Annotated in this window: 23 protein-coding genes; 18 read left to right on the forward strand and 5 right to left on the reverse strand. The window is 64.5% G+C overall.

Annotation, left to right across the window (positions count from 1 at the left end; all coding sequences use genetic code 11):
- Positions 1–56: 56 nt before the first annotated feature.
- From ACPGXI_RS09910 to ACPGXI_RS09920, 3 genes are read left to right on the forward strand one after another with little or no spacing between them, the layout of a single operon-like run.
- On the forward strand, positions 57–1,235 hold the full coding sequence (locus tag ACPGXI_RS09910; RefSeq protein WP_526652308.1) for an acyl-CoA dehydrogenase family protein: 1,179 nt from the start codon (positions 57–59) through the stop codon (positions 1,233–1,235).
- An 18-nt stretch (positions 1,236–1,253) separates the two neighbouring features.
- Entirely contained in the window at positions 1,254–2,498 is a 1,245-nt protein-coding gene (locus ACPGXI_RS09915) for a CaiB/BaiF CoA transferase family protein (RefSeq protein ID WP_526652310.1), read from the forward strand.
- Positions 2,498–3,643 carry a thiolase family protein gene (locus tag ACPGXI_RS09920; protein WP_526652312.1) on the forward strand — a complete coding sequence of 382 codons (1,146 nt, stop codon included), beginning with the start codon at positions 2,498–2,500 and terminating at the stop codon, positions 3,641–3,643. The genes ACPGXI_RS09915 and ACPGXI_RS09920 overlap by 1 nt, the downstream gene beginning before the upstream one ends.
- Before the next feature lie 57 nt (positions 3,644–3,700).
- Here ACPGXI_RS09920 and ACPGXI_RS09925 read toward each other — a convergent pair whose 3' ends face one another.
- The gene (locus ACPGXI_RS09925; protein ID WP_526652353.1) at positions 3,701–4,135 is read right to left on the reverse strand and encodes a hypothetical protein; all 435 of its coding nucleotides are present in this window, start codon (positions 4,133–4,135) and stop codon (positions 3,701–3,703) included.
- 525 nt (positions 4,136–4,660) lie between these two features.
- Between ACPGXI_RS09925 and ACPGXI_RS09930 the strand changes: the two genes are divergently transcribed.
- The 8 genes from ACPGXI_RS09930 to ACPGXI_RS09965 are packed head-to-tail and all read left to right on the forward strand — an operon-like array spanning position 4,661 to position 14,189.
- Complete coding sequence (locus ACPGXI_RS09930; protein ID WP_526652314.1) at positions 4,661–5,470, forward strand: MlaE family ABC transporter permease; 810 nt, start codon at positions 4,661–4,663, stop codon at positions 5,468–5,470.
- A gap of 11 nt (positions 5,471–5,481) precedes the next feature.
- Positions 5,482–6,339 (forward strand): MlaE family ABC transporter permease, encoded by an 858-nt coding sequence (locus ACPGXI_RS09935; RefSeq protein WP_526652316.1) that lies wholly within the window; start codon positions 5,482–5,484, stop codon positions 6,337–6,339.
- A 34-nt stretch (positions 6,340–6,373) separates the two neighbouring features.
- Positions 6,374–7,558 (forward strand): MCE family protein, encoded by a 1,185-nt coding sequence (locus ACPGXI_RS09940; protein ID WP_526652355.1) that lies wholly within the window; start codon positions 6,374–6,376, stop codon positions 7,556–7,558.
- Positions 7,555–8,580 (forward strand): MCE family protein, encoded by a 1,026-nt coding sequence (locus tag ACPGXI_RS09945; protein ID WP_526652318.1) that lies wholly within the window; start codon positions 7,555–7,557, stop codon positions 8,578–8,580. Before ACPGXI_RS09940 ends, ACPGXI_RS09945 begins: the two co-directional genes overlap by 4 nt.
- Positions 8,581–9,684 (forward strand): MCE family protein, encoded by a 1,104-nt coding sequence (locus tag ACPGXI_RS09950; RefSeq protein WP_526652320.1) that lies wholly within the window; start codon positions 8,581–8,583, stop codon positions 9,682–9,684.
- Entirely contained in the window at positions 9,668–11,158 is a 1,491-nt protein-coding gene (locus ACPGXI_RS09955) for an MCE family protein (protein WP_526652321.1), read from the forward strand. The genes ACPGXI_RS09950 and ACPGXI_RS09955 overlap by 17 nt, the downstream gene beginning before the upstream one ends.
- Positions 11,158–12,504 (forward strand): MCE family protein, encoded by a 1,347-nt coding sequence (locus tag ACPGXI_RS09960; RefSeq protein WP_526652357.1) that lies wholly within the window; start codon positions 11,158–11,160, stop codon positions 12,502–12,504. Before ACPGXI_RS09955 ends, ACPGXI_RS09960 begins: the two co-directional genes overlap by 1 nt.
- Positions 12,504–14,189, forward strand: a complete 1,686-nt coding sequence (locus tag ACPGXI_RS09965) for an MCE family protein (protein ID WP_526652323.1) — start codon at positions 12,504–12,506, stop codon at positions 14,187–14,189. The genes ACPGXI_RS09960 and ACPGXI_RS09965 overlap by 1 nt, the downstream gene beginning before the upstream one ends.
- A gap of 3 nt (positions 14,190–14,192) precedes the next feature.
- Here the strand turns inward: ACPGXI_RS09965 and ACPGXI_RS09970 are convergent, their stop codons facing one another.
- The gene (locus tag ACPGXI_RS09970) at positions 14,193–14,759 is read right to left on the reverse strand and encodes an Rv2253/PknI dimerization domain-containing protein (RefSeq protein ID WP_526652325.1); all 567 of its coding nucleotides are present in this window, start codon (positions 14,757–14,759) and stop codon (positions 14,193–14,195) included.
- A 77-nt stretch (positions 14,760–14,836) separates the two neighbouring features.
- Between ACPGXI_RS09970 and ACPGXI_RS09975 the strand changes: the two genes are divergently transcribed.
- Positions 14,837–15,268, forward strand: coding sequence for a hypothetical protein (locus ACPGXI_RS09975; protein WP_526652327.1), 432 nt, complete (start codon positions 14,837–14,839; stop codon positions 15,266–15,268).
- Here the strand turns inward: ACPGXI_RS09975 and ACPGXI_RS09980 are convergent.
- The gene (locus tag ACPGXI_RS09980) at positions 15,251–15,691 is read right to left on the reverse strand and encodes an Rv2576c family protein (protein WP_526652329.1); all 441 of its coding nucleotides are present in this window, start codon (positions 15,689–15,691) and stop codon (positions 15,251–15,253) included. The genes ACPGXI_RS09975 and ACPGXI_RS09980 overlap by 18 nt on opposite strands.
- A gap of 323 nt (positions 15,692–16,014) precedes the next feature.
- Here ACPGXI_RS09980 and ACPGXI_RS09985 point away from each other — a divergent pair, with 323 nt between their 5' ends.
- The 4 genes from ACPGXI_RS09985 to ACPGXI_RS10000 all read left to right on the forward strand — a co-directional run bounded on the left by ACPGXI_RS09985 (position 16,015) and on the right by ACPGXI_RS10000 (position 19,791).
- Positions 16,015–17,331 (forward strand): sensor domain-containing diguanylate cyclase, encoded by a 1,317-nt coding sequence (locus tag ACPGXI_RS09985; RefSeq protein ID WP_526652331.1) that lies wholly within the window; start codon positions 16,015–16,017, stop codon positions 17,329–17,331.
- A 172-nt stretch (positions 17,332–17,503) separates the two neighbouring features.
- On the forward strand, positions 17,504–18,370 hold the full coding sequence (locus tag ACPGXI_RS09990) for an Rv1363c family protein (RefSeq protein ID WP_526652333.1): 867 nt from the start codon (positions 17,504–17,506) through the stop codon (positions 18,368–18,370).
- Positions 18,367–19,029, forward strand: a complete 663-nt coding sequence (locus ACPGXI_RS09995; RefSeq protein ID WP_526652335.1) for a hypothetical protein — start codon at positions 18,367–18,369, stop codon at positions 19,027–19,029. The genes ACPGXI_RS09990 and ACPGXI_RS09995 overlap by 4 nt, the downstream gene beginning before the upstream one ends.
- Before the next feature lie 18 nt (positions 19,030–19,047).
- Positions 19,048–19,791, forward strand: coding sequence for an IspD/TarI family cytidylyltransferase (locus tag ACPGXI_RS10000; RefSeq protein WP_526652337.1), 744 nt, complete (start codon positions 19,048–19,050; stop codon positions 19,789–19,791).
- Here the strand turns inward: ACPGXI_RS10000 and ACPGXI_RS10005 are convergent.
- The gene (locus tag ACPGXI_RS10005) at positions 19,691–20,431 is read right to left on the reverse strand and encodes an IspD/TarI family cytidylyltransferase (protein WP_526652339.1); all 741 of its coding nucleotides are present in this window, start codon (positions 20,429–20,431) and stop codon (positions 19,691–19,693) included. The genes ACPGXI_RS10000 and ACPGXI_RS10005 overlap by 101 nt on opposite strands.
- Before the next feature lie 98 nt (positions 20,432–20,529).
- Here ACPGXI_RS10005 and ACPGXI_RS10010 point away from each other — a divergent pair, with 98 nt between their 5' ends.
- Positions 20,530–21,051, forward strand: coding sequence for a hypothetical protein (locus ACPGXI_RS10010; RefSeq protein WP_526652341.1), 522 nt, complete (start codon positions 20,530–20,532; stop codon positions 21,049–21,051).
- Here the strand turns inward: ACPGXI_RS10010 and ACPGXI_RS10015 are convergent.
- A complete protein-coding gene (locus ACPGXI_RS10015; protein WP_526652343.1) occupies positions 21,048–22,313 on the reverse strand; it encodes an MFS transporter in 1,266 nt (421 codons plus the stop codon). The two genes, ACPGXI_RS10010 and ACPGXI_RS10015, sit on opposite strands and share 4 nt — an antisense overlap.
- 190 nt (positions 22,314–22,503) lie before the next feature.
- On the opposite strand from ACPGXI_RS10015, the gene ACPGXI_RS10020 reads away from it, so the two are divergent.
- Positions 22,504–24,182, forward strand: a 1,679-nt coding sequence (locus ACPGXI_RS10020) for a PAS domain-containing protein (protein WP_526652345.1), incomplete at its 3' end; no start/stop codon positions are given.

The following is a 24,182-nucleotide window of genomic DNA, read 5'->3' on the forward strand; positions in this document are numbered from 1 at the left end:
AGCATTCCGAGGACGTGCCGCGAAGCTCTCAGGGAGACGCAGTTATGCCAGGCGGCATGAGTTTCGAACTGACCGATGATCAGGAGTTGATCCGCAGGTCGGTCGCCGAGCTGGCGGGCAGGTTCGACGAACAGTATTGGATGCAGAAGGACCTTGCCCACGAGTTCCCGGGCGAGTTCTACGACGCCATCGCCAAGGGCGGCTGGCTGGGCATGACCATTCCGGAGCAGTACGGGGGCCACGGCCTAGGGCTCACCGAGGCCACCCTGCTGTTGGAGGAGGTCGCGCGATCAGGTGCTGCGATGAATGGCGCCAGCGCGATCCACCTGTCGATTTTCGGTATGCAACCGGTGGTAAAGCACGGCTCCGACGAACTGAAGGCCTCGACACTGCCGCGGATCGTCGACGGCGAACTGCACGTCTGCTTCGGTGTCACCGAACCCGGCGCTGGTCTGGACACGTCACGCATCACGACCTTCGCCGAACGTGAGGGCGACACCTACCGCATCAACGGCCGCAAGGTCTGGATTTCCAAGGCCCTCGAGTCCGAGAAGATCCTGCTGCTGACCCGTACCCAGCCCTATGACGCCGTCGGGTCCGGCGGCGCCAAGAAGACCGACGGCATGACGCTGTTCCTGACCGACTTGGACCCCGACCACGTTGACATCCGGCCGATCAAGAAGATGGGGCGCAACGCGGTCAGCTCGAACGAACTGTTCATCGACGATCTGATCGTGCCGATCGAGGACCGGGTCGGCGAGGAGGGCAAGGGCTTCGAGTACATCCTCGACGGACTCAACCCCGAGCGGATGCTGATCGCGGCCGAGGCGTTGGGAATCGGGCGCGTCGCACTGCAGAAGGCTGTGACGTACGGCAACGAGCGCGTCGTCTTCAACCGTCCCATCGGGATGAATCAGGGGCTGCAGTTCCCGTTGGCTGATTCGCTGGCCCGCCTCGATGCCGCCGAACTAGTCCTGCGCAAGGCGACCTGGCTCTACGACAACGACAAACCCTGTGGGCGGGAGGCGAATACGGCGAAGTATCTCTGTGCCGACGCGGGCTTCGATGCTGCTGACCGCGCTCTGCAAATGCATGGTGGCATGGGCTACTCCGAGGAATATCACGTGTCGCGGTACTTCCGAGAGGCGCGCTTGATGAAGATCGCCCCGGTGAGCCAGGAGATGATCCTCAATTTCCTGGGCGAGCACGTCCTGGGCCTTCCGCGCAGCTACTGAGCATGGTGATGTGAACAGGTGACTGAACCAGAACTTCCCGTCGCGCCGCTGGCGGGTGTCACCGTCGTCGCCATGGAGCAGGCCGTCGCCGCTCCGATGTGTACCCGGGTGCTGGCTGATTTCGGCGCGCGCATCATCAAGGTGGAGAACCCCGACGGGGGTGACTTCGCCCGCGATTACGACGACGTCGTCAACGGGCCGGGCGGTCTGGGGGCCCACTTCGTGTGGTGCAACCGCGGTAAGGAGTCGGTGACCCTCAACACGAAGTCACCGGCGGGGATGGAGCTGATGCACCGGTTGCTCGACCGCGCCGATGTGTTCGTGTCGAATCTCGCGCCGGGGGCGACGGCCCGGCTGGGGATCGCGCCGGCTGACCTCGCGCAGCGTCACCCCGGTGTCATTCCCGTCGAGATCGATGGATACGGGTCCGGCGGGCCGCTGTCCCACAAGCGCGCCTACGACCTTCTGGTGCAGGCCGAGGCGGGTTCCTGTGCGATCACCGGCTATCCGGGCATGCCCGCGAAACCTGGGCCCGCGATGGCCGATTTCACGACGGGTCTCTATGCCGCCCTGTCGATTCTGGCGCTGTTGTTCGGGCGCGCCAACCGGCCCGCGGGGGCCGCGACGCCGTCGGTCGAACTGAGTCTGTTCGACGTGATGACCGACGTGATGGGCTACGCGCTGACGTACACCCAGCACACGGGAGTCGACCAGCAGCCGCTGGGTGTGGCTTCGCCCGCCGTGGCGCCCTATGGCGCGTTCGCCACCCGCGACGGTCAGGTCGTCGTTCTCGGTACCACCAACGACCGCGAATGGCAGCGGGTCGCTCGCGAGATCATCGAGCGACCCGACCTCGCCGACGACCCACGGCTTGCCACCAACCCCGGGCGCTGTGCGCACCGCGAGATCCTCGACGAGGCGCTCGGCACTTGGTGTTCCCAACACGATCTCGCCGACATTCAGATGACGGCCGACCAAGCGGGGATCGGCAACTCCCGTTACAACCTGCCCAGTGACGTGGTGGGGCATCCCCACCTGGCCGCGCGCGATCGCTGGCGGACCGTCGCCACGTCCCGAGGTGACATTCGTACCTTGCGGCCGCCGCCGGTGATCAGCGACTTCGAGCAGCCGATGGGGCCGGTGCCGGGGCTGGGTCAGCACACCGACGCGGTACTGGGTGAATTGGGTCTGACGGAAGAGGAATTGGCTCGGCTGCGGGCCGATCGGGTGATCGGGCCGAGGCCCAGATCGGAGCAGAAGTGATGCGGGAAGCGGTCATCGTAGGAGCCGTGCGTACGCCCGTCGGCAAACGCAACGGCGAGCTGTCCGACCAGCATGCTGCCGATCTGTCGGCGGTGGTGCTCAACGAGCTCGTGGAACGCACCGGGGTTCCCCCCACGATCATCGATGACGTGGTGTGGGGTTGCGTTTCCCAGGTGGGTGACCAGTCCAGCAACATCGGCCGGTATGCGGTACTGGCGGCGGGCTGGCCCGAACACATCCCGGGTACCACGGTCAACCGGGCCTGCGGATCCAGCCAGCAGGCGCTGGATTTCGCCGTGCAGGCGGTGATGTCGGGGCAGCAGGACGTCGTGGTGGCCGGGGGAGTGGAGGTGATGAGCCGGGTGCCGCTGGGCTCCGCGCGCGCCACCGGTATGCCCTACGGTCCGAAAGTCCTTGCCCGTTATGGCGGCTTCTCGTTCAACCAGGGCATCGCCGCCGAAATGATTGCACGGCAATGGAACTTCTCGCGCACCCGACTCGACGAGTATTCGGCGCAGTCCCACGAGCGGGCGGCGGCTGCGCAGGATGCCGGGGCGTTCCGGGAACAGATCGTGCCGGTCTTCACCCAGGGCGGCGTCGTCGTCGACGACGAGGGTATTCGGCGCGGGACGACGCCGCAGAAACTTTCCGGGCTGAAGCCGGCATTCACCGACGACGGCGTGATCCATGCCGGGAACTCTTCTCAAATCTCCGACGGCGCGGCAGCCTTACTCGTCATGACCTCCGAGAATGCGGTCACGCTCGGGGTGACCCCGCTGGCGCGCTATTGCGCCGGTGCGGTCACCGGGGCCGACCCCAGGCTGATGCTGACCGGGCCGATTCCAGCGACCGAGAAGGTCTTACACAAGGCCGGCGTGGACCTGGACGACATCGGTGTGTTCGAGGTCAACGAGGCGTTCGCGCCGGTCCCGCTGGCGTGGCTGGCCGACACCGGCGCCGATGCGAGCAAGCTCAACCCGCTCGGCGGTGCGATCGCGCTGGGTCACCCGCTCGGCGCGTCGGGCGCGGTGCTGATGACGCGGATGGTCCACCACATGCGGGACAACGGAATTCGTTACGGTTTGCAGACCATGTGCGAGGGCGGCGGTACGGCCAACGCGACGGTGGTCGAGTTGATCGGATAAGCAGGACGGCGATTTGGGTGCAGTTGGTCGCTCACAGCGTGACCAACTGCACCGAAATCACAGGCGTTGCAGCGCGAAAGTCCAGAACTGGGTGCCGGGCGGGCCGTTGAAACAGCCCACGTCGTAGACGGAATTGATGGTTCCGGCCAGGGAGACCGCGTCCCAGGAGTAAGTGTCGCGGCTCGGCAGGTTGTAGCCGATGCAGCGCACGCCATCGGGGACGTCCACGGTGAACGAGTAGCGGCCGTCGACCAGGAAAGCCTTACTCACGTAGCCGGCATAGAAGTTCAGTCGCGGTATTCCAGAGGCGTAGACGCAGTCCGGGTCGCGTGGGACACACAACGAGACGAACCAGACCCACGAAGCCTGGGTATACCGGTTGGTGAGAACGTCGTAGTTGCCCAACCGCATGGCGGCCGGGGCGGGCGGTGCGAGCATCATCGCACTCACCATGAGCGCCGCGGCTGCGGTGGCGGCCTTCGAGAGCCTCAACACTCTTCTCAACGACAGTCTTCTCAAATTCTTTTTCTCAACTTCTTCGCGACGATCACCCTGGATTCTTACACCGCTGTTCATCAAACCACTTGGGCCGTCTTCCTCGGTCCGAATCGACCGACTCTGCCGCGGAGCTTGGTGTGCGCAGCCCATCATGGCCGGTCAGTCGTCTGCGGTGGCTCATTCCGGTCGGGGATCGGCCCTGTTAGCGACGTCCACCCAAGGGCCGGCGCCGGGTGCCGAGGGCGAGTCCTGCGGTCCCACCGATGGGCGCTGGGAGGTACTGGACACACAGGTCAACAGCGTCGGGGCCGCGCGGCCGATCCAAACTGGCGGTGTCCTGAATGCCAAAGGACACCCAATTGGGGCCGCCGGTGTGGCAAAGTGCGTCACGTTGTTCCAACCAGTCGCGAGGCGGTGCCGTGAACCAGGGGTCACGGCAGCAGAATCGGGCTGGCGAACAATGCTTGGCAGACCGACTGCCGTATCGGTCGTCGTGATCTTGGAGGGAACCCACAGTTAATGGCGGTTAAGGGGCCGGAGCGCTGGTCGACCGGCATCACCATGCCGAACGGGGTGACCGGCGCCATGCGGGCTGTCGGCGGGTTCTTCGCGATGGCGCTCGATGCGGTGAAGTACCTGTTCGTCAGGCCGTTTCAGCTGCGGGAGTTCTTGGAGCAGTCGTGGTTCGTGGCAAAGGTGTCGCTGGCGCCGACGGTGTTGGTGGCGATCCCGTTCACGGTGCTGGTGTCGTTCACGCTGAACGTTCTGCTGCGGGAGTTGGGCGCGGCAGATCTCTCGGGTGCGGGTGCGGCCTTCGGAGCGGTCACCCAGGTTGGCCCGATGGTGACAGTGCTGATCGTGGCAGGGGCAGGAGCCACGGCGATGTGTGCCGACCTGGGGTCGCGCACCATCCGCGAGGAGATTGACGCGATGGAGGTGCTGGGTATCAACCCGGTCCAGCGCCTGGTCACGCCCCGGATGCTAGCTGCGGGGCTGGTGGCGCTCCTGCTGAACAGCCTGGTGGTGATCATCGGCATCCTCGGGGGTTACTTCTTCTCGGTTTTTGTTCAGGACGTCAACCCGGGTGCTTTCGCGGCCGGGATCACCTTGTTGACCGGGGTTCCGGAAGTGCTCATCTCGTGTGTGAAGGCGGCACTGTTCGGGGTGATCGCCGGGTTGGTGGCCTGCTATCGCGGGTTGACGATCGTCGGCGGTGGGGCCAAGGCAGTGGGTAACGCGGTCAATGAGACCGTCGTGTACGCCTTCATCGCGCTGTTTGTGATCAACGTGGTCGTGACCGCGATCGGCATCCAGATGACGACGGGTTAGGGCCGGACATCATGGGAGCCCAATCGGTGGTGCGAGCGCTATACCCGCGGGTGGCAAAGGGAGCTGGCCGCCCGGTGGCATGGCTGTCGGGCATTGGCGATCACGCGCTGTTCTACGGGCGGGCGATTGCCGGTGTGCCGCACGCGGCGGTGCACTTCCGCAAGGAGATCATTCGGCTGATCGCCGAGATCTCCATGGGCGCGGGCACGTTGGCGATGATCGGCGGCACCCTGGCCATCGTCGGGTTCTTGACCCTGGCAGCCGGCGGCACCTTGGCCATCCAGGGCTACAGTTCGCTGGGCAACATCGGCATCGAGGCGCTGACGGGCTTCCTCGCGGCGTTCATCAACGTACGGATCGCCGCGCCGGTGGTGGCCGGGATCGGCTTGGCGGCGACGTTCGGCGCCGGGGTGACCGCACAGTTGGGCGCGATGCGGATCAACGAGGAGGTCGATGCGCTGGAGTCGATGGGGATCCCGCCCGTCGAGTACCTGGTGTCGACGCGGATCGTGGCGGGGATGATCGCGATCACGCCTCTGTACGCGGTCGCGGTGATCCTGTCGTTTTTGGCCTCCCAGTTCACCACGGTGGTGTTGTTCGGGCAGTCCGCCGGTTTATACGATCACTACTTCAATACGTTCCTCAATCCGATCGACCTGCTCTGGTCGTTCTTTCAGGCCGTGCTGATGGCATTGGCGATTCTGTTGCTCCACACCTACTTCGGTTTCTTCGCCACTGGCGGACCCTCGGGTGTGGGCGCGGCGGTGGGTGACGCAGTCCGTACTTCTCTGGTGGTCGTGGTCTCGGTGACGTTGCTGGTGTCGCTGGCGATTTATGGCCATGACGGAAACTTCAACCTGTCGGGCTAGGGGATTCGAGTTGAGTGACATCGCAGGGTGGAAAATGGCGCGGCCGTTGGCCGGGCTGGGGACGGTTGTCGCCCTGCTCGCCATCGTGGCGATATCCCTCGGTTTGTTCGCCGGCAAATTCACCAAAACCGTTCCCGTCACCGTGATCTCGAAGCGTGCCGGCCTGGTGATGGATCCCGACGCCAAGGTCAAGATGCGCGGAGTGCAAGTCGGCAGCGTTGAGTCGATCGAATACCGTCCCGACGGCATGGCGGCCCTGACGTTGGGAATGAACCCGTCACAACTCCACCTCATCCCATCGAACGTCGCCGTCGACATCGAATCGTCGACCGTCTTCGGCTCCAAGTTCGTGCGGTTTGTGGCGCCGCCGGATCCCTCTGCGGAGGCGCTGCGCAAGGATCAGGTGTTGCAGGGCGGTCACGTGCAGGTCGAGATCAACACCGTCTTCCAACAACTCACCGAGTTACTGGACAAGATCGACCCCGTCAAGCTCAACCAGACCCTCGGCGCAATCGCTCAGGCGTTCAACGGTCGCGGCGAGAAGGTGGGCCAGACGCTGACCGACCTCAACGGACTACTGGCCACGCTGGAACCGAGCCTGCCGAATCTGGCCCGCGATATCGAGCTGGCTGTTCCGGTGCTCAACGCCTACGGCGACGCGGCGCCGGACCTCATGTCGACAATCGACAATCTGACGCAGTTCAGCAACACCGTCGTCGATGAACAGAACAGACTCGACCAATTCCTGGTCAGCGTCATCGGTCTGGCCGATGTTGGGAACGAGGTCGTCGGCGGCAACCGCCAGGGGCTGACGGAGGTGGTGAACCTGTTGGTGCCCACGACCGATCTGCTCTACACCTACCGCAAGTCGATATGGTGCGGGATCGCCGGCCTGGGTCTGCAACCGAAGGCCCCGCCGCAGTTCGCTGGGCTCATGCTCTCGACCGGCCTGACTCTTGGCGTCGAAAGGTACCGCTATCCGGGCGACTTGCCAAAGGTCGCGGCCTCGAGTGGCGGGCGCGATTACTGCACGGAACTGGGCTTGCCCCTGCAGCCCGCGAGCTTCAGGCCGCCGATGCTCGTCGCCGACGTCGGCACCAACTCCGCGAAGTACGGCAACGCCGGAATGCTGTTGAATTCCGATGGGCTCAAGAACTGGTTGTTCGGTCCACTGGATGGACCGCCTCGCAACACCGCACAGATCGGGATGCCGGGATGACGGGAATCGCGGGCACGCTGATCAAGTTCCTCTCGTTCACCGTTGTCATGTCGATCCTGACCGTGTTTCTGTTCCTTGTCTTCAGCGATGCCAGAACCGGTGCGACAAACCAGTATTCGGCGGTCTTCACGGACGCCTCGCGGCTGGAGACGGGGGATACGGTGCGGATAGCCGGCATTCGCGTCGGCACCGTGAAGAAAGTGGCGTTGCAGGAAGACAAGAAGGTCGTGGTCAGTTTTGACATCGACCGCACCACCGCGCTGACGACCGGCACCAAGGCCGCCATCCGTTATCTCAACCTCACCGGTGACAAGTACATGGAGCTGATCGATACTCCGGAATCGACCAGAATTCTCCCTGTCGGCGCACAGATACCTGACGACCGCACAGCGCCGGCACTCGACCTCGACCTGCTACTCGGTGGCCTCAAGCCCGTCATCCGTGGCTTGAATCCTCAGGATGTCAATTCGCTCACCTCGTCGCTGGTGCAAATACTGCAGGGGCAAGGCGGGACGCTCGATTCGATGTTGTCGAAGACATCGTCGTTCACCAACTCCCTGGCGGACAACAACCAGGTCATCGAGCAGTTGATCGACAATCTACGAATGGTGTTGGACACCCTGTCTACCGACGGTGAGGAGTTTTCCGACACGATCGATCGCCTCGAGCAGCTGGTTTCCGGATTGTCCGAGGATCGCGACCCGATCGGCACGGCGATCGAGTCGCTGGACAATGGCACGGCATCGCTGGCAGATCTGCTGGGCCGGGGTCGGGCGCCGTTGGCCGGCACCGTCGACGAGCTGAGCAGGCTTGCCCCGCTTCTCGTTGATGAGATCGACAAAACTGAGGCCACCCTCGAGCGGCTTCCCGAGATATACCGCAAACTCGCGCGGGTCGGCTCCTACGGCGCCTTCTTCCCGTACTACCTCTGCGGAATAACCTTCCGAGCCAGCGATCTCGAGGGGCGCACCGTGGTCTTCCCCTGGATCAAACAGGAGACCGGAAGGTGCGTGGACGAGTAGATGCTGAAATATGGCGGATCGGAACTCGCCAGGACCGGGTTCATCGGCGTCGTCTTGATCATTTTGGTCATCGCTGTCGGGCTGCAGCCGGAACGGTTGACATCCTGGGCAACCGCAGCCCGCTATCAGGCGCTCTTCGCCGAGGCCGGTGGCCTCGCCGTCGGCAACGACGTCACGGTGTCGGGAATCAAGGTCGGTTCGGTTTCCTCGATTGCACTCGACAACGGCGACGCGCTGGTCGGATTCACCATCGACAGTAAGTACGCGCTCGGCTCCCGAACCACCGCGCACGTCCGTACCGGAACTCTGCTCGGCGAACGCGTGTTGGTCCTGGAGTCCGAGGGTAGCGGGGTGCTCGACCGGCGTAAGGCTATTCCGACCACGCGCACGACCTCCCCGTACACCTTGACCGACGCGGTTGGCGAACTCGCCACCAATACCGGCGGCCTTGACATGGGTGAACTCAACCAGTCGCTGGACACGCTGGCAGAGACACTCGATCAGGTCGCGCCGCAGCTGGGGCCGACGTTCGACGGCTTGTCTCGACTCTCGGAGGCGTTGAACAATCGAGACGAGGGTCTGGCTGAATTGCTCAGGACCGCAGGCGATGTCACCGGGGTCTTCTCCGAGCGCAGCAGACAGATCAATGCGCTGATCCTCAACGCCAATGACCTGCTCGCAGTGCTGAACGACCGGCGGTACGCGATCACCAGCTTGCTGGCCAACACCTCGGCGGTCTCGCGGGAACTGACCGGCGTGGTTGCCGACAACGAGCAGGAGTTGGCCCCGACGCTGGAACAGATCAACACGTTGGCCGAGATGCTCGAGAGACAACGAGACAACATCGGCAAGATGTTGCCCGGCGCCGCCAAATATTATCTGACGCAGGGTGAGATCGTGTCGAACGGCGCCTACTACAACGCGTTCGTGCCCAACCTCATCCCGACGCAGATCCTCCAGCCGTGGCTGGACTACGCGTTCGGGTTCCGGCGCGGCGTCAACGCCGGGCAGCCGCCGGACAACGCCGGTCCGCGGGCAGAGATCGCCTTCCCCGTCAACAGCCTTCCTCAGCCAGGAGATCTGCCAAATGATGGCAACCCGTAAGCGCCTGGTGACCAGCACGGTGATCCTGCTGGCCCTTCTGCTGATTGCCGGCTCCGCCTTCCTGGTTCGCCAGGTCTTCTTCAGCCCGAAAACCATTACCGTCTTCTTCCCGGCGGCCACGTCGATCTATCCCGGTGACGGGGTGCGGGTAGCAGGCGTCCAGGTCGGCACCATCGACAAGATCGAGCCCGTAGGCACCCACGCGAAGATGACCCTGAAGGTTGATCGCGATGTGCCCGTTCCGGCCGACGCCAAGGCCGTGATCGTCGCACCGAACCTGATTTCGGCCCGATATGTGCAGCTCACACCGGCCTACCGCAGCGGTGGCGGACCGACTATGCGAAACGGGGCGGTGATTCCGAGCGATCGAACCGCCGTTCCGGTCGAGTGGGACGAGGTCAAGGCCCAATTGGCGCGGCTGGCAACGGAACTGGGGCCAAGGGACGGGTCGGTGGGGACGTCGGTGTCCCGATTCTTCGACAGCGCTGCCAACGCCATGGAAGACAATGGGGTGAAGCTGCGGCAGACCCTGGCTCAACTGTCCGGAGCGGCCCGGATCTTGGCCGAAGGCAGCGGCAACCTCGTCGACATCATCACGAACCTACAAATCTTCGTCACCGCACTTCGGGACAGCAAGCAGCAGATCGTCATGTTCGAGAATCGACTGGCCACTCTGTCCAGCGTCGTGAACGACAGCAAGTCCGATCTGGACGCGGCGTTGTCTGATCTGTCGGTCGCGACCGGCGAGGTTCAGCGCTTCATTGCCGGCACCGGGGACCAAGCCGCCGAATCGGTCCAGCGGCTGGGCAGTGTCACTCAGATCCTGGTAGACCATCGGATGGCGTTGGAGAACGTGCTGCACATCATGCCCAACGCGATCGCCAACTACCAGAACATTTATTACCCCAACGGTGGAGCGATAACGGGCGCATTTTCGCTCGCAAACTTCTCGGACCCGGTGTTCTTCGTGTGCGGCATGATCGGCGCTGTCGTGAACGCGACGGCGCCGGAAACCGCCAAACTCTGCGAGCAGTACCTGGGCCCAGCGCTGCGCCTGCTCAACTTTGGCGATCTTCCGTTTCCGGTGAACCCCTACCTGAGGCCGGCGATCAGTCCGAGCCATCTGATTTACACCGATCCAAAGCTCGCTCCCGGAGGCGCGGGACCGGGTGACCCTCCCGAGCCGCCGCCGACGGTGTCGGCCTACACCGGCATGGGCGATGTACCGCCGCCTCCGGGCTGGGGTGCGCCTCCTGGTCCGCCGGGGCTCTACACCTCTAACCCTCATGCGCCTCGTAATCCGTCTCCGGCGTTGTTCCCTGGCGCGCCGATCCCTGGGCCGCCCAATATCCTGTCGAATACTCCGGCGGGGCCACCAGCGGCGGCGCCATCGACTGTCGAGAGCATGCTGCTTCCGTCGACTGCAGCGCCTGATGCACCTTTGCTCCCAGCCGAAGGGATGCCACCGTCATGATGGGCCGGAAGAATGTGCAGCGTTTGGCGGTCGTTGGCTCGTGCGTTGCGCTGTCGTTGACGGGCTGCGCGTTCCAGGGAGTCAACTCGCTACCCCTGCCCGGAGCGGTGGGCAAGGGGCGCCATGCGGTCACCTACCACGTCGAGGTCGCCAACGTGGCAACCCTGGAGTCGAATTCGCCGGTGATGATGAGCGATGTCATCGTCGGCAGCGTCGGCAAGATGACGGTGCGTGACTGGCACGCCGATGTTGTCATCTCGGTCAAGCCCGACATCGTGGTGCCGGCCAACGTGGTGGCGACGGTCGGGCAGACCAGCCTGCTGGGTTCGATGCATCTGGCGCTCAACCCGCCCCTGGGCGAAGAGCCCAGGGGGCGCCTGCAACCCGGCGCCACCATCCCGCTGAACGCGACGTCGACCTATCCGTCGACCGAGCGGACACTGTCTGCGCTGTCGACCATCGTCAACGGCGGCGGGCTGGGGCAGTTCGGTGACATCGTGCACAACTTGAATCTCGCGCTGTCGGGCCGACAACCCGAGATCCGAGAGCTCCTCACCCGACTCGACACCTTCGTCGGAGTTCTTGATGACCAGCGGGACAACATCATCGACCTGGTCAAGCAGCTGGACCGGGTTGCCGGCACGTTCGCCGGACAACGGGATGTGATCGACCGTGCGCTGAAAGACATCCCGCCGGCACTGGATGTGTTGAACAGGGAACGGCCGAAGTTGACTACCGCCCTCGAGAAGCTCGGGCAATTCAGCGATACCGCCACGGGTCTTGTCAACGACGCCGGTGACGACCTGGTGAAGAACTTGGAGAACCTGGGACCGGCCCTGGGGGCACTCGCCGACATCGGCCCGGACCTAAATGGTGCGTTGCTCTGGCTGACCGCCTTTCCGTACGGCCCGACGTTCGCTGACCGGATCACCCGCGGCGACTACATCAACCTGTACGTGAACTTGGATTTCACCTATCCGCGACTGAAGAGAACGCTCCTGCTCGGAACCCGTTGGGGCGACGAGAACGCCAAACTGATCCCGGCGCCGGGCGATCCCTATTACCTCAACTATTCCTACGATCCGTTGAAGATCGGTGTCGCACCGCCTCCGACAGAAGTGCCGCCCGAGGCAGTGCCGGGTGCGTTGATGTCGGCGCCAGGCCCGTTGTTGCCGGTGGTCCCGCCGCCCCCGGCCGCACCCTGGCTACCTCCGACACAGGCCGTCACGACGTCACAATTCTTCGCCGGGCCCTATGCGGGAACGCAGCCACCGCCACCGCCGGACCCGGCGCTGACGCCTGCGCCACCGCCGGACCCGGCGCCGACACCTGGAGGTGGTGGCTGATGATCACCCGTTTCATTCGAACCCAGTTGATCGTCTTCGCCATCTTGGGGATCGTCGGTGTCTCGGTGATGTTCTTCGGCTATATGCGGGTGCCCACGCTGCTGGGCATCGGTCGCCTGATCGTGACGGTGGAATTGCCGGCCTCCGGTGGTCTCTACCACTTCAGCAACGTGACCTATCGCGGTGTGCAGATGGGCAGGGTGACGGACGTGGTGCTCACCGAGACAGGTGCGGAAGCGACGTTGTCACTCGACAGGTCGCCCAAGATTCCCGCTGATCTGCAGGCTCAGGTGCGTAGCGTCTCGGCAGTCGGGGAGCAGTATGTGGATCTGCTTCCGCGCACCGATTCGGGACCGTACCTGGAGAACGGAGCGCGAATCCCCAGGGCGGACACAACCATCCCGCAGGCGGTCGGTCCGATGTTGGATCAGCTGAGTGCCTTGGTAGAGAGCTTGCCGAAGGACAGAATTCCCGACCTGCTGGACGAAACCTTTCTGGCATTTGACGGCGCCGGACCTGATTTCGGGTCGCTGCTTGACTCGTTGGCCACGGTGAGCGAAGACGCCGGCGGGGTGTCCGACCAGGCGCGCACGCTTGTCGATGACGGCGTACCGCTGCTGGAGTCACAGGCCGAGACCACCGACGCGATCCGCACGTGGGCGCGCAGCTTGTCCGGAATCACGGGCCAGGTAGTGCAGAACGACCCAGAAATTCGGGCGCTCCTGCAGAACGGCCCCGGATTCGCCCAGGAAGTCAGCCACCTGCTGGATCAAGTAAAGCCGACGCTTCCGATACTCCTGGCAAATCTCACCACGGTGAGCCAGCTATTCGTGACCTACAACCCGGCGCTAGAGCAACTTTTGGTGTTGTTTCCGGCAGTGATTGCGGTCAATCAGTCCGTCTCGCCGCCGAGCAATCCCACCGGAATACCTTCCGGCGACTTCGCCCTGACCGTCGCCGATCCGCCGGCGTGCACGGTCGGCTTCCTGCCGCCGTCACAATGGCGCTCACCAGAGGACGAGACCTCGATAGACACGCCCGACGGGTTGTATTGCAAGCTACCGCAGGACTCGCCGATGAATGTGCGCGGTGCTCGCAACTACCCCTGCATGGCACATCCCGGAAAGCGTGCTCCGACAGTCGAACTCTGCAATGACCCCCGGGGATATCAACCGCTGGCGATGCGCCAGCACATCACCGGCCCGTACCCGTTCGATCCGAATCTGGCCAGACAGGGCATACCGGTCGACGATCGGGTGGATTTCCAGGACCGGATCTTCGCGCCGCTGGAAGGCACGCCGATGCCCCCGGGCGCCGTCCGATCTGGGACGCCTCCCATCGCGCCGCCCCCCGGCGTCGCGCCGGCCCACGGGGTCGCGCCGGCCCTCGGGGTCGTGCCGCCTGCTCCGGTCCGGGCCCCCTACATTCCGCCGCCTCCACCGGGCAACTCCATCAACGGGACACCCATACCGCCGGTGCCGGCGCCACCACCGCCACCGGATGCGGTTCCCGCCGTGCCGAGCGCCTTCAGTGGCGACGATGCCGCCGGTGGACCGTCTGTTGCGTCAGCGCCGTACAACCCGCAGACCGGCCAGTACCTGACTCCCGACGGGCAGTTGCAACAGATCACGCATCAGGCGGCCGGCGGAGCCCCGAAGTCATGGAAGGATCTGCTTCCGATCTGAGCGCTAGCCGACCCTCGCCATCGACACGGGTAGCTCGATCACGACCGGCTTGTTGACGCCGCAGGCGCCGCTGGGGCCCTTCGTGACATTGCGGCCGGCCCAATAGTCACTGTCGGTGTAAGTCCTTCCTTCGGTGGCGGGGTCGATTCCCCACAGGATGAACTTCTGCAGGCCGGAATAGAACGTGCCGTCCGAGCACGGTATCCAGTTATCGATGACGTGCTCGATGAACCAGTAGTCGGCGAGCCTGGCAGTACCGGTCCATCCACGGTCGCTCTTCACCACGCCGCTGCACTCGATCGGACTCACGCAACTCGTTGTGACCGACCAGGTCTCGACCACGGTCTCCTGTTTGATCTTGACGCCGTTGGTCCTCGCCCATTGGCCGTCTGACTTCACCTGAAAGGTTCCGTTGAGTTCAGTCCCGAAATTCGACGCGTGAGCTACCGGCGCCACGCCTACGCCGGCGATCAGTGCAGTGGCCCCCACCGCCAGGCCGCCGGTCAGCTTTGCCGCCAGGCCGCCGGTCAGCTTTGCCGCCAGGCCGGCCGTCCCATGTTGTGCGCGCATGTTGGCAGCCTAATGGCGCTGAGATGCAATGCTCTGCAAAGCCAGAATTTCGTTCCCGCGCATGTGAAAATATGCAGGTGCGTTCTCTTTTCGCAGCGCTGGCTGCGCTAGCGGCTCCCGCGTTGGTCATTACCGCGCCGTCAGCACCTGCTCAGCCGCCGCCACCGCCGCCGGCCGGCGTTGAGTGCAACTATCCGAACTGCACGCCGGGCATCCAGCCCAACATCGTGCTGGGCTCCTACTGCAGCAACAACACCTACTACGTGTTCGGTGTGACGTCGTGGGGACGGCTGGTGTTCTGCGGGTCGGCGCGCAGATACGAACCACGCTGGTTTCGCTCACCTGTGATGCATGGGGTCAAGAACGTCGGCGGACCGTGCGCGGCCCTAGATGGCGATGTGGCTCAATCCCCGGATGGTCTGTTCCTCACGTGCATCACGAAGCACAATCACTCCTTCTGGACGCGGGGTGACATTTCAGTCGGTGGCGTCCTACCAGTTGCGGAGTGAACAGAGCGCCCCTCTGGTGCCCGAATCGGTCGCGACCACCACGTCGTCGACCCGGAGTTCGCAGACGAAGCCTGGGTCCTGCAGTGCCGGCGTCAAAGTGGTGGGAAGGCCGGCGACGACCATTGCCCACTGCTCGGGGTTTGCGAGCATGGCTTCGAACACCCACGGCTTGCCCGGCCCAAGGTCGACCGTCGCGTTGGGGCTGTAGAGGTAGGGATTGTGGCTGTAGTCCGCCCAATTCGGCGGCTCGGTGTCGCGGTAGTAGATCTCCGCACCGAAGATGTCCTGGCTGGCGCCCACGGTGTAGCGGACGTGATGTAGTGCTGGCTGGGCATCCGCCGGCGGGCCTGCCGCGACGGCGCTGACCGCCAATACGCCGACCGCGGTTGCGACGGCAAACGGAAAGGGCCTGCGGGAGAGCATTGTCAGATTCTAGAGTGACGCTTCCCCCAATGTGCGGGGTTTGGCATCGGCCCCATCAAGGCGCCCGGTCACTTCTGCCACCTCGGCGCCGGGGTGAACGTGATGGTCAGGTCGGTCAACCCGTGCAGGATGAACGTGGGTTCGTAGTGGTCGCTGCGAAGTCCAGGTCATGGGCGATGAAGTGCAGCGATATGCGGTCACTTCGGGCATGATGAGCCTGTGCATCTGGCTGATGGCGGCGGATATGCAGACTAGATTCGTGCGATCGGTGCGCCGGGCTGGTCGAATCGGAGCCTCTATCATTGATCCCCCCATCGTTGGTCATGGATAGCTCAGCGATGGCCGCCCAGGTCGCGCGAGGCCTGCTCCCGGATGTCGGTCAAGCGTTGGAGGCTGCTGCGGCGCAGCAGGAACTTCTTCGTGAGGTGCTGGACACCATGTTGGATGCCTACTGGCAGATCGATGCCTGCGGCCGTGTGTTGGTGTGGAACCGCGCGGCGGTCCAGATGTTCGGCTGGACCCGGGAGGAAGCAGTCGGGCGGCTGCTGACGGAGTTTCTGATCACCGCCGATCAGCGCGAATGGGTATCCCAGGACATCCGAGGCTACGTGGAATCCGGCCGCTCACCAACAGTCGGTCAGGTGTCCGCGTTCACGCTGCTCCGCAAGGACGGCACCGAGCTGCCTGTCGAACTGATCGTGAATGCGGTCGGCTCCGGGCCGCAGCTCACCTTCAATGCGTTCGCTCGGGACATGACCGTGCTTTCTGAGGCTCGGGCTGCCCAGCGCAGCCGCGACGCCACCTTCGAAGCGGTATTCGCCAACGCGCCGATCGGGATTGCCGTCGTTGGTCTCAACGGCACCTTCGAGCGGGTCAACCAGGCGCTTTGCCGGATCACCGGATACGGAGAGCAGCAACTAGCCGAGCTGACGTTTCAGGACATCACGCATCCGGACGACCTCAACGCCGACGTGCATGAGGCGACCCGGCTGCTCAACGGCGAGATCACCAGCTATCAGATGGACAAGCGTTATTACGCTCTGGACGGGCACCTCATTTGGGTCCAACTCTCGGCCTCCATCGTGCGCGACGAAGTGGGTCAGCCGCTGCACTTCATAGCTCACATCGAGGACATCTCCGCTCGTAAGCGCGACGAGGAAATGCTCAGGCGGCAGGCAACCCTGGACACTCTGACCGGCGTGCTCAACCGCAGCCGATTCCAGGAGGAACTTGACCGTTATCAAGCGCTGGCAGCTCAGCACGGCTACCAAGATGAAGCGGCGGTGTTCATGATCGACCTCGACGGTCTCAAGCAGGTCAACGACGAGGACGGTCATGCGGCCGGAGATGACTACCTCAAAAGCGTGGCCGACACGATCAGCCGGCGGCTGCGCCTCTCTGATGTGTTCGCCCGCATCGGCGGCGACGAATTTGCCGCCCTGCTGCCGCACACTACGGCCAGTTATGCCCAGAAACTGGCTCGGGCACTGGCCGAGCAGGTGAAAGTCAAGTCCCGCGGCAGCGTCAGCATCGGCATCGGCATGATGTCCCCCGGCCAGCTCGACGGTGCGCTGGAACGCGCTGACCTGGCCATGTATCACGCCAAAAGGCAGGGCAGAGGACATACCTACGGACCCTGACCTCAGAAACCGGCCAGAACATCGCAGCCTCGTCATTCGCTGACAGATTCGCGGGATCGCCGCGCGGCGGAGGCGGGTATCGTCGCGTCAGCACTCACGTGAAGAATGACATTCTCAGCGACGTGTTCCGTGCGCATGCGTACTTGCACCAATTCAGACATAGGAGGTCGGTGTGCGGTCTTTCAGGCGCCGTGAATCGGTGACCGACGCCGACCGCGTCGACGAATCGCCAGCGAATTCTGCGGCGGATGCCGGCCAAGCCCGAGCGCTTGCCGAGGAAGCGGAGGCCGAGGCCACAGAGGCCGAGGCGACTGCTGCGGCCGCCCGTGCGCGTGCGCGCGCGCTCCGACTTCGCCGGGAGGCTCAACAGGCCGCCGACGTGCAGGACTCGAGCGACCGAATCGAGCCGGACGCCGTGGACTTCGCGCAGGAGGTCGGGACCGAAGCTGCAGAGCCGGGTGCCGACGCGAGCATCGGCGAGGTCGACGACAGCTCTCCCGGCGCTGACGAGGCGGCGGAACCGAATGCCAAATCGCCACGGCGTCGCCTGCCCCGCCCGACGTGGAAAGGGATTGCCGCCACGGTAGTTGTCCTCTGCACGGTGGCACTGCTGGCGGCCAGTGGCTACATGATCGGGAACCACCGCCAGGCCCAGAAGTTGCAGGCGCAGAACGCCGAGTACGCCGCGGCGGCCCGGCAGGGTGTCGTGACATTGATGTCGTTGAACTTCACCCAGGCGCAGGAGGATGTCCAGCGCATCATCGACACCTCGACCGGCCAGTTCAAGGACGACTTCGAGCAACAAGCGGCTGATTTCGTTGCCGTGGCGCAGGATTCGAAGGTCATCACCGATGTCACGGTCAATTCCACCGCCGTAGATTCGATGACCGACGATACGGCGGTGGTGCTGGTCGCCGCCTCGTCGCGGGTCACCAATTCCTCGGGGGCCGACCAGGAACCCCGGACGTGGCGGCTCAGCGTGGGCCTGCAAAGAGAAGACGGACAAATCAAGTTGGCGAAAGTCGAGTTCGTCCCGTGAGCGACGAAGGCGCAACGGCGGCGCCCGAAAACAATGATGCCGAATCCGGTGCTGCCGAGCCCGAAACCGAGACCCGTGCCGCCGAATCCGGTGCTGCCGAGGTCGAGACCGAAACCGACGATGTCGCGGAATCCGGTGCTGCCGACACCGCCACCCCGCGTTCGCCGCGCAGCGTCCGCTCCATGGCCGGTGTCGTTCTGTTGGTTACCGCCTTCATCGCGTCCGCGGGACTGGCGGGCTGGCTGTACTTCTACCAATATCGTCCGGATCAACGAACCGACGCAGCAGCGGCGAAGGTCGCGCTCGACGCCGCATCGAGTGGGACGGTCGCACTGCTGTCCTATGCGCCGGATTCCCTCGAACAAGACTTCGCGGCAGCCAAGGCCCGGCTGACCGGGGACTTCCTGGCGTATTACACGCAATTCACCGAGCAGATCGTCACCCCGGCGGCCCGGGAGAAATCCGTCAAGACGGAGGCGGTCGTCGTGCGGGCCGCAGTGTCGACGATCCAGCCCGATGCCGCCCAGGTCCTGGTCTTCATCAATCAGACCACCACGAGCAAGGAGAATCCGGACGGCGCGTTCGCTGCGAGCAGCGTCAAGGTGGGCCTGGAAAAGGTCGACGGCGCCTGGCTCATCGCGTCGTTCGACCCCGTATAGCGGTAGAGTCCCAGCGCCGTGACTGTCAGGGCGATTCTCCCGGTGCCCGTTGGGTTCGCCGAGCGTCGCGACGCCGTATTTACCTCCGTAGCCGGGATGTCGCCGTTGGCCCGGGTCGTCCGGGCGCTGGGAAGGCGGTGCGACGTTGTGGTCGCCGTGGCCGGCCCGCTTTTCGATGCTGTTCGTGAAGTTCTTGCCGGAGAGCAGTATTCGACGGTTCGCGTGGTGGTGGCGGAGCCTCCCGGCGAGCGCGTGCAGTGTCTGGCGGCCGGATTGCAGGGGCTCGCCGGCGGCGCCGGCGTGGTGGTACACGACATCGGATGGCCGCTGGTGGGGGCCGCCACGGTGGACCGCATCGTCGCAACGCTGCGCAGCGGGGCAATCGCAGTGATGCCTGCCGGCCCGGTCACCGACAGCGTCAAGGTGGTCAGCGCGGAAGGGGTGCTGACGGGCACTCTGGATCGCTCTCGACTGCGCACCGTGCAGTTCCCCCGCGGCTTCGATGCCGACGTGTTGGCCGGGCTGGTCAACCGAAGCGGATCGGGTTCGTTCGACGACCTGGAGGCAGTCCTGTCGTCGGGTACACCGCTGACCCTCATCGAGGGTGAAGACGAAGCCCTGGGTGTCGAGCTACCGCGCGACGCCCACTATCTGGCTGCCCTCATCGATGGTCGGCACGACCTTTCCGGTCAGCCACGCGACCGGGAAGGTCAGCGAGAAGACGTTGCGCAACAACGATATCCCGGGGATAAGTCACCTTGAGGTTGGCGGCCTGGCCGCCGAATGTATGGATCTGCATGTCGGTGTACCGCTCGACACATGACGCCGTGTCAGTGCCCTCGAATTCGTCGCGTTCTGCCCTGCGATAGGCGTGCAACAGCCCAGGCGCCCGGAACGCCTGCGGCGTCTGCACCCGGACCGGTGCGCCGAGGCCGGCCACGGATTCCAGGCCGGTCGTGCCTTCTCGGACCAGTCCGGTAATCGGCAGGGCGGGCAGTGCTCCGCCGAACTCGCGGGCGACTGAGATCGCGGTCTGAAACATTTCTGGCCCGGCCAGCGGCCGGGCCGCGTCGTGGATCGTGACCACATCCACCGCCCCCGTCTCGATGTCGGCGGCCAGATGCCGCAGCACATTGAACTCCGAGGCATGCCTCGTGCTACCGCCCTCGACCAGTTCCACCGGTGCGTCAGCGAGTTCGCGCCGCACTGTGTCCCGCGCGAGTTCGAACTCTCCCGGGCGGAATACCAGCACCGTTCGCGCGACTTCGGTGAGCTCCGTAAGGGTGGCCAGGGACCAGATCAACATGCTGCGCCCGGCCAACGGCAGGTAGGCCTTGTTTCCGTCGGCGCCTACCCGAGTGCCCAAACCGGCGGCCAACACCACGCCGACCGCCACGCCCATGCAGAGAACAGTAGCGCGGTGGGTGTGCCACAAACGATCACGCTGACCTGCCGATTGGTGGGAGGTACGGTCGACGCCCAGTGGGAAGGGGACGCTCGGTGGGCGAGGAACCGCAATCTCAACCAACCGTCGGCCAGGCACATCGGTTCCGGCGGATGGTCGGACGTGATCCGCATGAGCCGAATCGGGCGGCGACACCGCTGGAGCTGCTCTTCGACCTCACCTTCGTCGTGGCATTCGGTATCGCCGCCGCGCAATTCGCGCACATGCTCGCCGCGGGCCAGGTTGCAACCGGGCTGGCGGCGTACTACATCGAGCACCGCTCGGAGCTGGGATCGGTCGCCACGGTGCTCACGGTCGTCATCCCGGTGGGTGTGTACATCCTGATGGTCTATCTCCTCTACGCGGTGATGACGCGCACCATCCCGGTGTTCCACGTGCTGCTGCTCGCGGGCAGCGCGGCTCTGCTCGGACTGGCTGTTGTCCTGGCCGCCCGCGGCATCTCGATGGCCAACTGCCTGTTGGTCGTCACCTTGGCGCCGGTGGTGTCAGTCGTGGGGTATGAGGTGCGGGGCCACCGGTACGCGGCACAGGCAGTGCGCAACCTGCGCAGCTCTTAACGTCCTATTTCGTCTAAGCCCTCCAGCAGGATTCGGTCGTTCTGCAGCTGCAGAAGATTGCGTGCCTTGCGTCGGGTGATGAGAATTCCGACCACCGCGAGCGTCCAGACCGCGTACTGAAGAGTCCAGGCCAGCCGGAAGGCTTCGACGGAGAGACCGCCGGCAGCCTGCAGAATCAACCCCATCGCCTGCATGAGCAGCAGTGAGGCGACGAAGCCGCCCATGTTCACCATGCCCTGCGCGGTGCCCAGGGTGGCGCTGGGATTGAAGGTGCGCGCGAAGTCGAAGCCGACCATCGACCCCGGGCCCCCTACCGAGATCACCAGGACCAGGACGACCAGCAGCCACAACGGTGCCTTTCCGGGAAGTACCAGCACCACCGTCCACACCAGCGCGTTGCTGGCGATGATGGCCAGCACCAACCGTGAGCGTCGATGCGGGTGGCGGCCGGTGAAGATGCCGATCAGCACTCCCGCCAAGATCGCGGCGAGGACCGACAGCGTCAGCAGTGTGCCCGCGACCGCCGACGACACGCCCTGAGCCACCGTCAGGTAGGGCACGCCCCACATCAGTGCGAACACCGTGATGGAGAACTGGGTGCCCATGTGGGTAAAAAACCCCAGCCGGGTGCCGGGGCGTAGCCACACCGTCTGCAGACTCGACAGTGTTTCGCGGAGGGACATCCGCTCCGGGATGACCACAGAGCCGTCCGGGGTGTCCTTGACGATGGCCAGGATCAACACGATTGACAACACGCCCAGTGCGGACACCGATGCGTAGGCGACCGACCAGCCCGAGGCCGACAGCACCGCCAGAAACGGCACTGCCGAGAGCACCTGCCCCAGTTGCCCCCAGATCCCGGTCAACTGCGTCACCAAGGGGACTTGCCGCGGTTGGAACCAGTTCGGTACGAGTCGCAGAACCGAGATGAACGTCACTGCGTCTCCGAGGCCGACGAACGCGCGTGCGGCGATGGCCGTCGGCAGCGACTCGGTGAATGCCAGGACTAGCTGGCCGGTGGCCATCAGTGCGGCCCCCGACACGATCAGCGCTTTGGACCCGAACCGGTCGAGCAGCAGCCCCGCGGGCACCTGAGCGCCGGCGTATACGACGACCTGGAGGACGACGAACATCGACAATAGGGTTGGGCCGGCACTGAATCGGTCGGCCGCGGCCAACCCGGAGACACCCAGCGTGGTCCGGTCCAGGACAGCCACGATGTAGGCGAGTAGTCCGGTGGCCCAGACGATCCACGGACGCACGCGATACCTCTCGCATCGATGATTCCGAACGGCATGGCGTCCAAACCGCACAGCATGGCTTCCAAACCGCACAGCATGGCTTCGCCGTTGTCTACCCGCGATCGACCAGCCTGTGGATAACCCGGTATCACTTCGGTCGGAATTGCTACGCTGCCGCCCGAAGACCTTATCGTCGGCAGAGGAGCGTCCGATGGACCGGACTCGCGCTGCCGGATATCCGGGGTTCACGGTGCTGACGTGGTGGGCACGCGCGGCTGCCGTGTCGGTGCTTGTCATCGCCGGGCTGAACTGGGTGGGCTGGGCAGCGGGTATCGATCTGTTGACGCGGGTCCTTCCGTTTTCGCCGCAGATGCCGCCGTGGGCAGCTGCGCTCCAGGCCGCGTTGGCGGCCGCGATCCTGATGCAGTCAGGGAAACCGTCTCCAACTCGGGTGTGGTCCGCTCGGGTCGGGATCGGCTGTGGCATCGCCGTTGCCGTCGGGGTGCTTGCCGCGGTGTTCCTCGCTGAGTACGCGACGAACAGGTCATTCGGCCTGGATGAGGTGTTGTTCTCCGAGGCGGTCCACATGCTTCCGGAAGGCTGGCCGGGGCGACGTCCCAGCCCGACGGCCTTGTTGTCGGTTCTGTTGCTGGGTATCGCGGTCGCGGTGCTGCGCCTGGATCGGCGGTGGACCCGGGTGGTGTGGTTTGTGTGTCTCCCGGCCGCGCTGGTAGGGCCGATGATTGCGCTCATGGCCGGGTTGTTCGGTGCTGTTTCGCTGGTGGACCAGTCTTTCCCGTCCATCGTGAGTGTTGTGCTGCTGGCCGCCGCGGCGTCACTCACCCGGCCTGACAAGAACCCCGTGGCCTGGCTGTTGGCTCGGCCCGACCGGATGACGTTGATCCAGATGGTTGCCATCCTGGCCGGCCTTCCGATTCTGGTCGGACTCTGGCGGCTGGTGTTCCTGGCTGTTGGGATGAGCCCGGGAACCGAGCGGGTCCTGTCGCTGGTGGTGGGCGTCGTTCTTGTCGGTGCTGCAGCGTTCTATTTCTTCCAGCGCCAGCAGCGACTGCTGAGGGAGAGGGAGGAACGCGCTGAGGCAGAGAAGCGCTACAGCATTCTGGCCGACAACGCCGTGGACGTCATCGTTCACCAGCGAGGCCGCGCAATCGTGTGGGTCTCGCCGTCGATACGGGCTGCATTCGGGTGGCTGCCTGAGCAGTGGATCGGCACAGATCTCAGCCGTCGTATTCACCCCGATCAGCTCGGCACTGTGGCGGGCGCGCTGGATGAGGCAGGTCGAGGTCGATCGGTGGTGGTGCGCCATCGGGTCCGCACCGTCGCCGGCGGTTATCGCTGGGTCGAGACCCGCGTAGGGCCCTTCATCGACGCTGAGGGCAACACCGATGGGATGCTCGCCGCCGCGCGCATCATCGATGATCAGGTCGAGGCGGAGCAGCAGATCAAGGCCGACAAGGCGCGGTTTGAGGCAGTGGTGGCAAACACGCCTTCGGCCATCTCGGTCCGTGACCTCGGGCACCGGTACACGCTGGTCAACGATGCGTTTTGCCGATTGTTCGGGCAGGCTTCGGCCGATGAAGTCATCGGTCGAAACGAGGCTGAAATCTTGTCGCCTGAGGCTCTGGAACACTCGCGACGTGCTGCGCTTCGACTCCTGAACGGGGAAAGTTCGATTGAGGAAGAGTCAGTCATCGTTGGGCGAGACGACACCTTGGTGATGACGCAACGTTTTCCGTTGCGCGACTCCGCCGGGGCGATCACCGAACTGGTCACGATACGAACCGACGTCACCCAAGGTAAGAAAGCCGAGCGCGAAGCCGCTGAACGCGCTGTGTGGGAAGAACGCATCTGGGCAACTATCGGCAACGG

It is taken from the genome of Mycobacterium sp. (assembly GCF_049608025.1).
Classification (GTDB): Bacteria; Actinomycetota; Actinomycetes; order Mycobacteriales; family Mycobacteriaceae; genus Mycobacterium.

Coding starts and splice junctions, on each gene's coding strand:
- ACPGXI_RS09910 (WP_526652308.1), top strand. CDS start 57: ATGAGTTTCGAACTGACCGATGATCAGGAGTTGATCCGCAGGTCGGTC.
- ACPGXI_RS09920 (WP_526652312.1), top strand. CDS start 2,498: ATGCGGGAAGCGGTCATCGTAGGAGCCGTGCGTACGCCCGTCGGCAAA.
- ACPGXI_RS09930 (WP_526652314.1), top strand. CDS start 4,661: ATGGCGGTTAAGGGGCCGGAGCGCTGGTCGACCGGCATCACCATGCCG.
- ACPGXI_RS09935 (WP_526652316.1), top strand. CDS start 5,482: ATGGGAGCCCAATCGGTGGTGCGAGCGCTATACCCGCGGGTGGCAAAG.
- ACPGXI_RS09940 (WP_526652355.1), top strand. CDS start 6,374: ATGGCGCGGCCGTTGGCCGGGCTGGGGACGGTTGTCGCCCTGCTCGCC.
- ACPGXI_RS09945 (WP_526652318.1), top strand. CDS start 7,555: ATGACGGGAATCGCGGGCACGCTGATCAAGTTCCTCTCGTTCACCGTT.
- ACPGXI_RS09950 (WP_526652320.1), top strand. CDS start 8,581: ATGCTGAAATATGGCGGATCGGAACTCGCCAGGACCGGGTTCATCGGC.
- ACPGXI_RS09955 (WP_526652321.1), top strand. CDS start 9,668: ATGATGGCAACCCGTAAGCGCCTGGTGACCAGCACGGTGATCCTGCTG.
- ACPGXI_RS09960 (WP_526652357.1), top strand. CDS start 11,158: ATGGGCCGGAAGAATGTGCAGCGTTTGGCGGTCGTTGGCTCGTGCGTT.
- ACPGXI_RS09965 (WP_526652323.1), top strand. CDS start 12,504: ATGATCACCCGTTTCATTCGAACCCAGTTGATCGTCTTCGCCATCTTG.
- ACPGXI_RS09970 (WP_526652325.1), bottom strand. CDS start 14,759: ATGCGCGCACAACATGGGACGGCCGGCCTGGCGGCAAAGCTGACCGGC.
- ACPGXI_RS09980 (WP_526652329.1), bottom strand. CDS start 15,691: ATGCTCTCCCGCAGGCCCTTTCCGTTTGCCGTCGCAACCGCGGTCGGC.
- ACPGXI_RS09985 (WP_526652331.1), top strand. CDS start 16,015: ATGGATAGCTCAGCGATGGCCGCCCAGGTCGCGCGAGGCCTGCTCCCG.
- ACPGXI_RS10005 (WP_526652339.1), bottom strand. CDS start 20,431: ATGGGCGTGGCGGTCGGCGTGGTGTTGGCCGCCGGTTTGGGCACTCGG.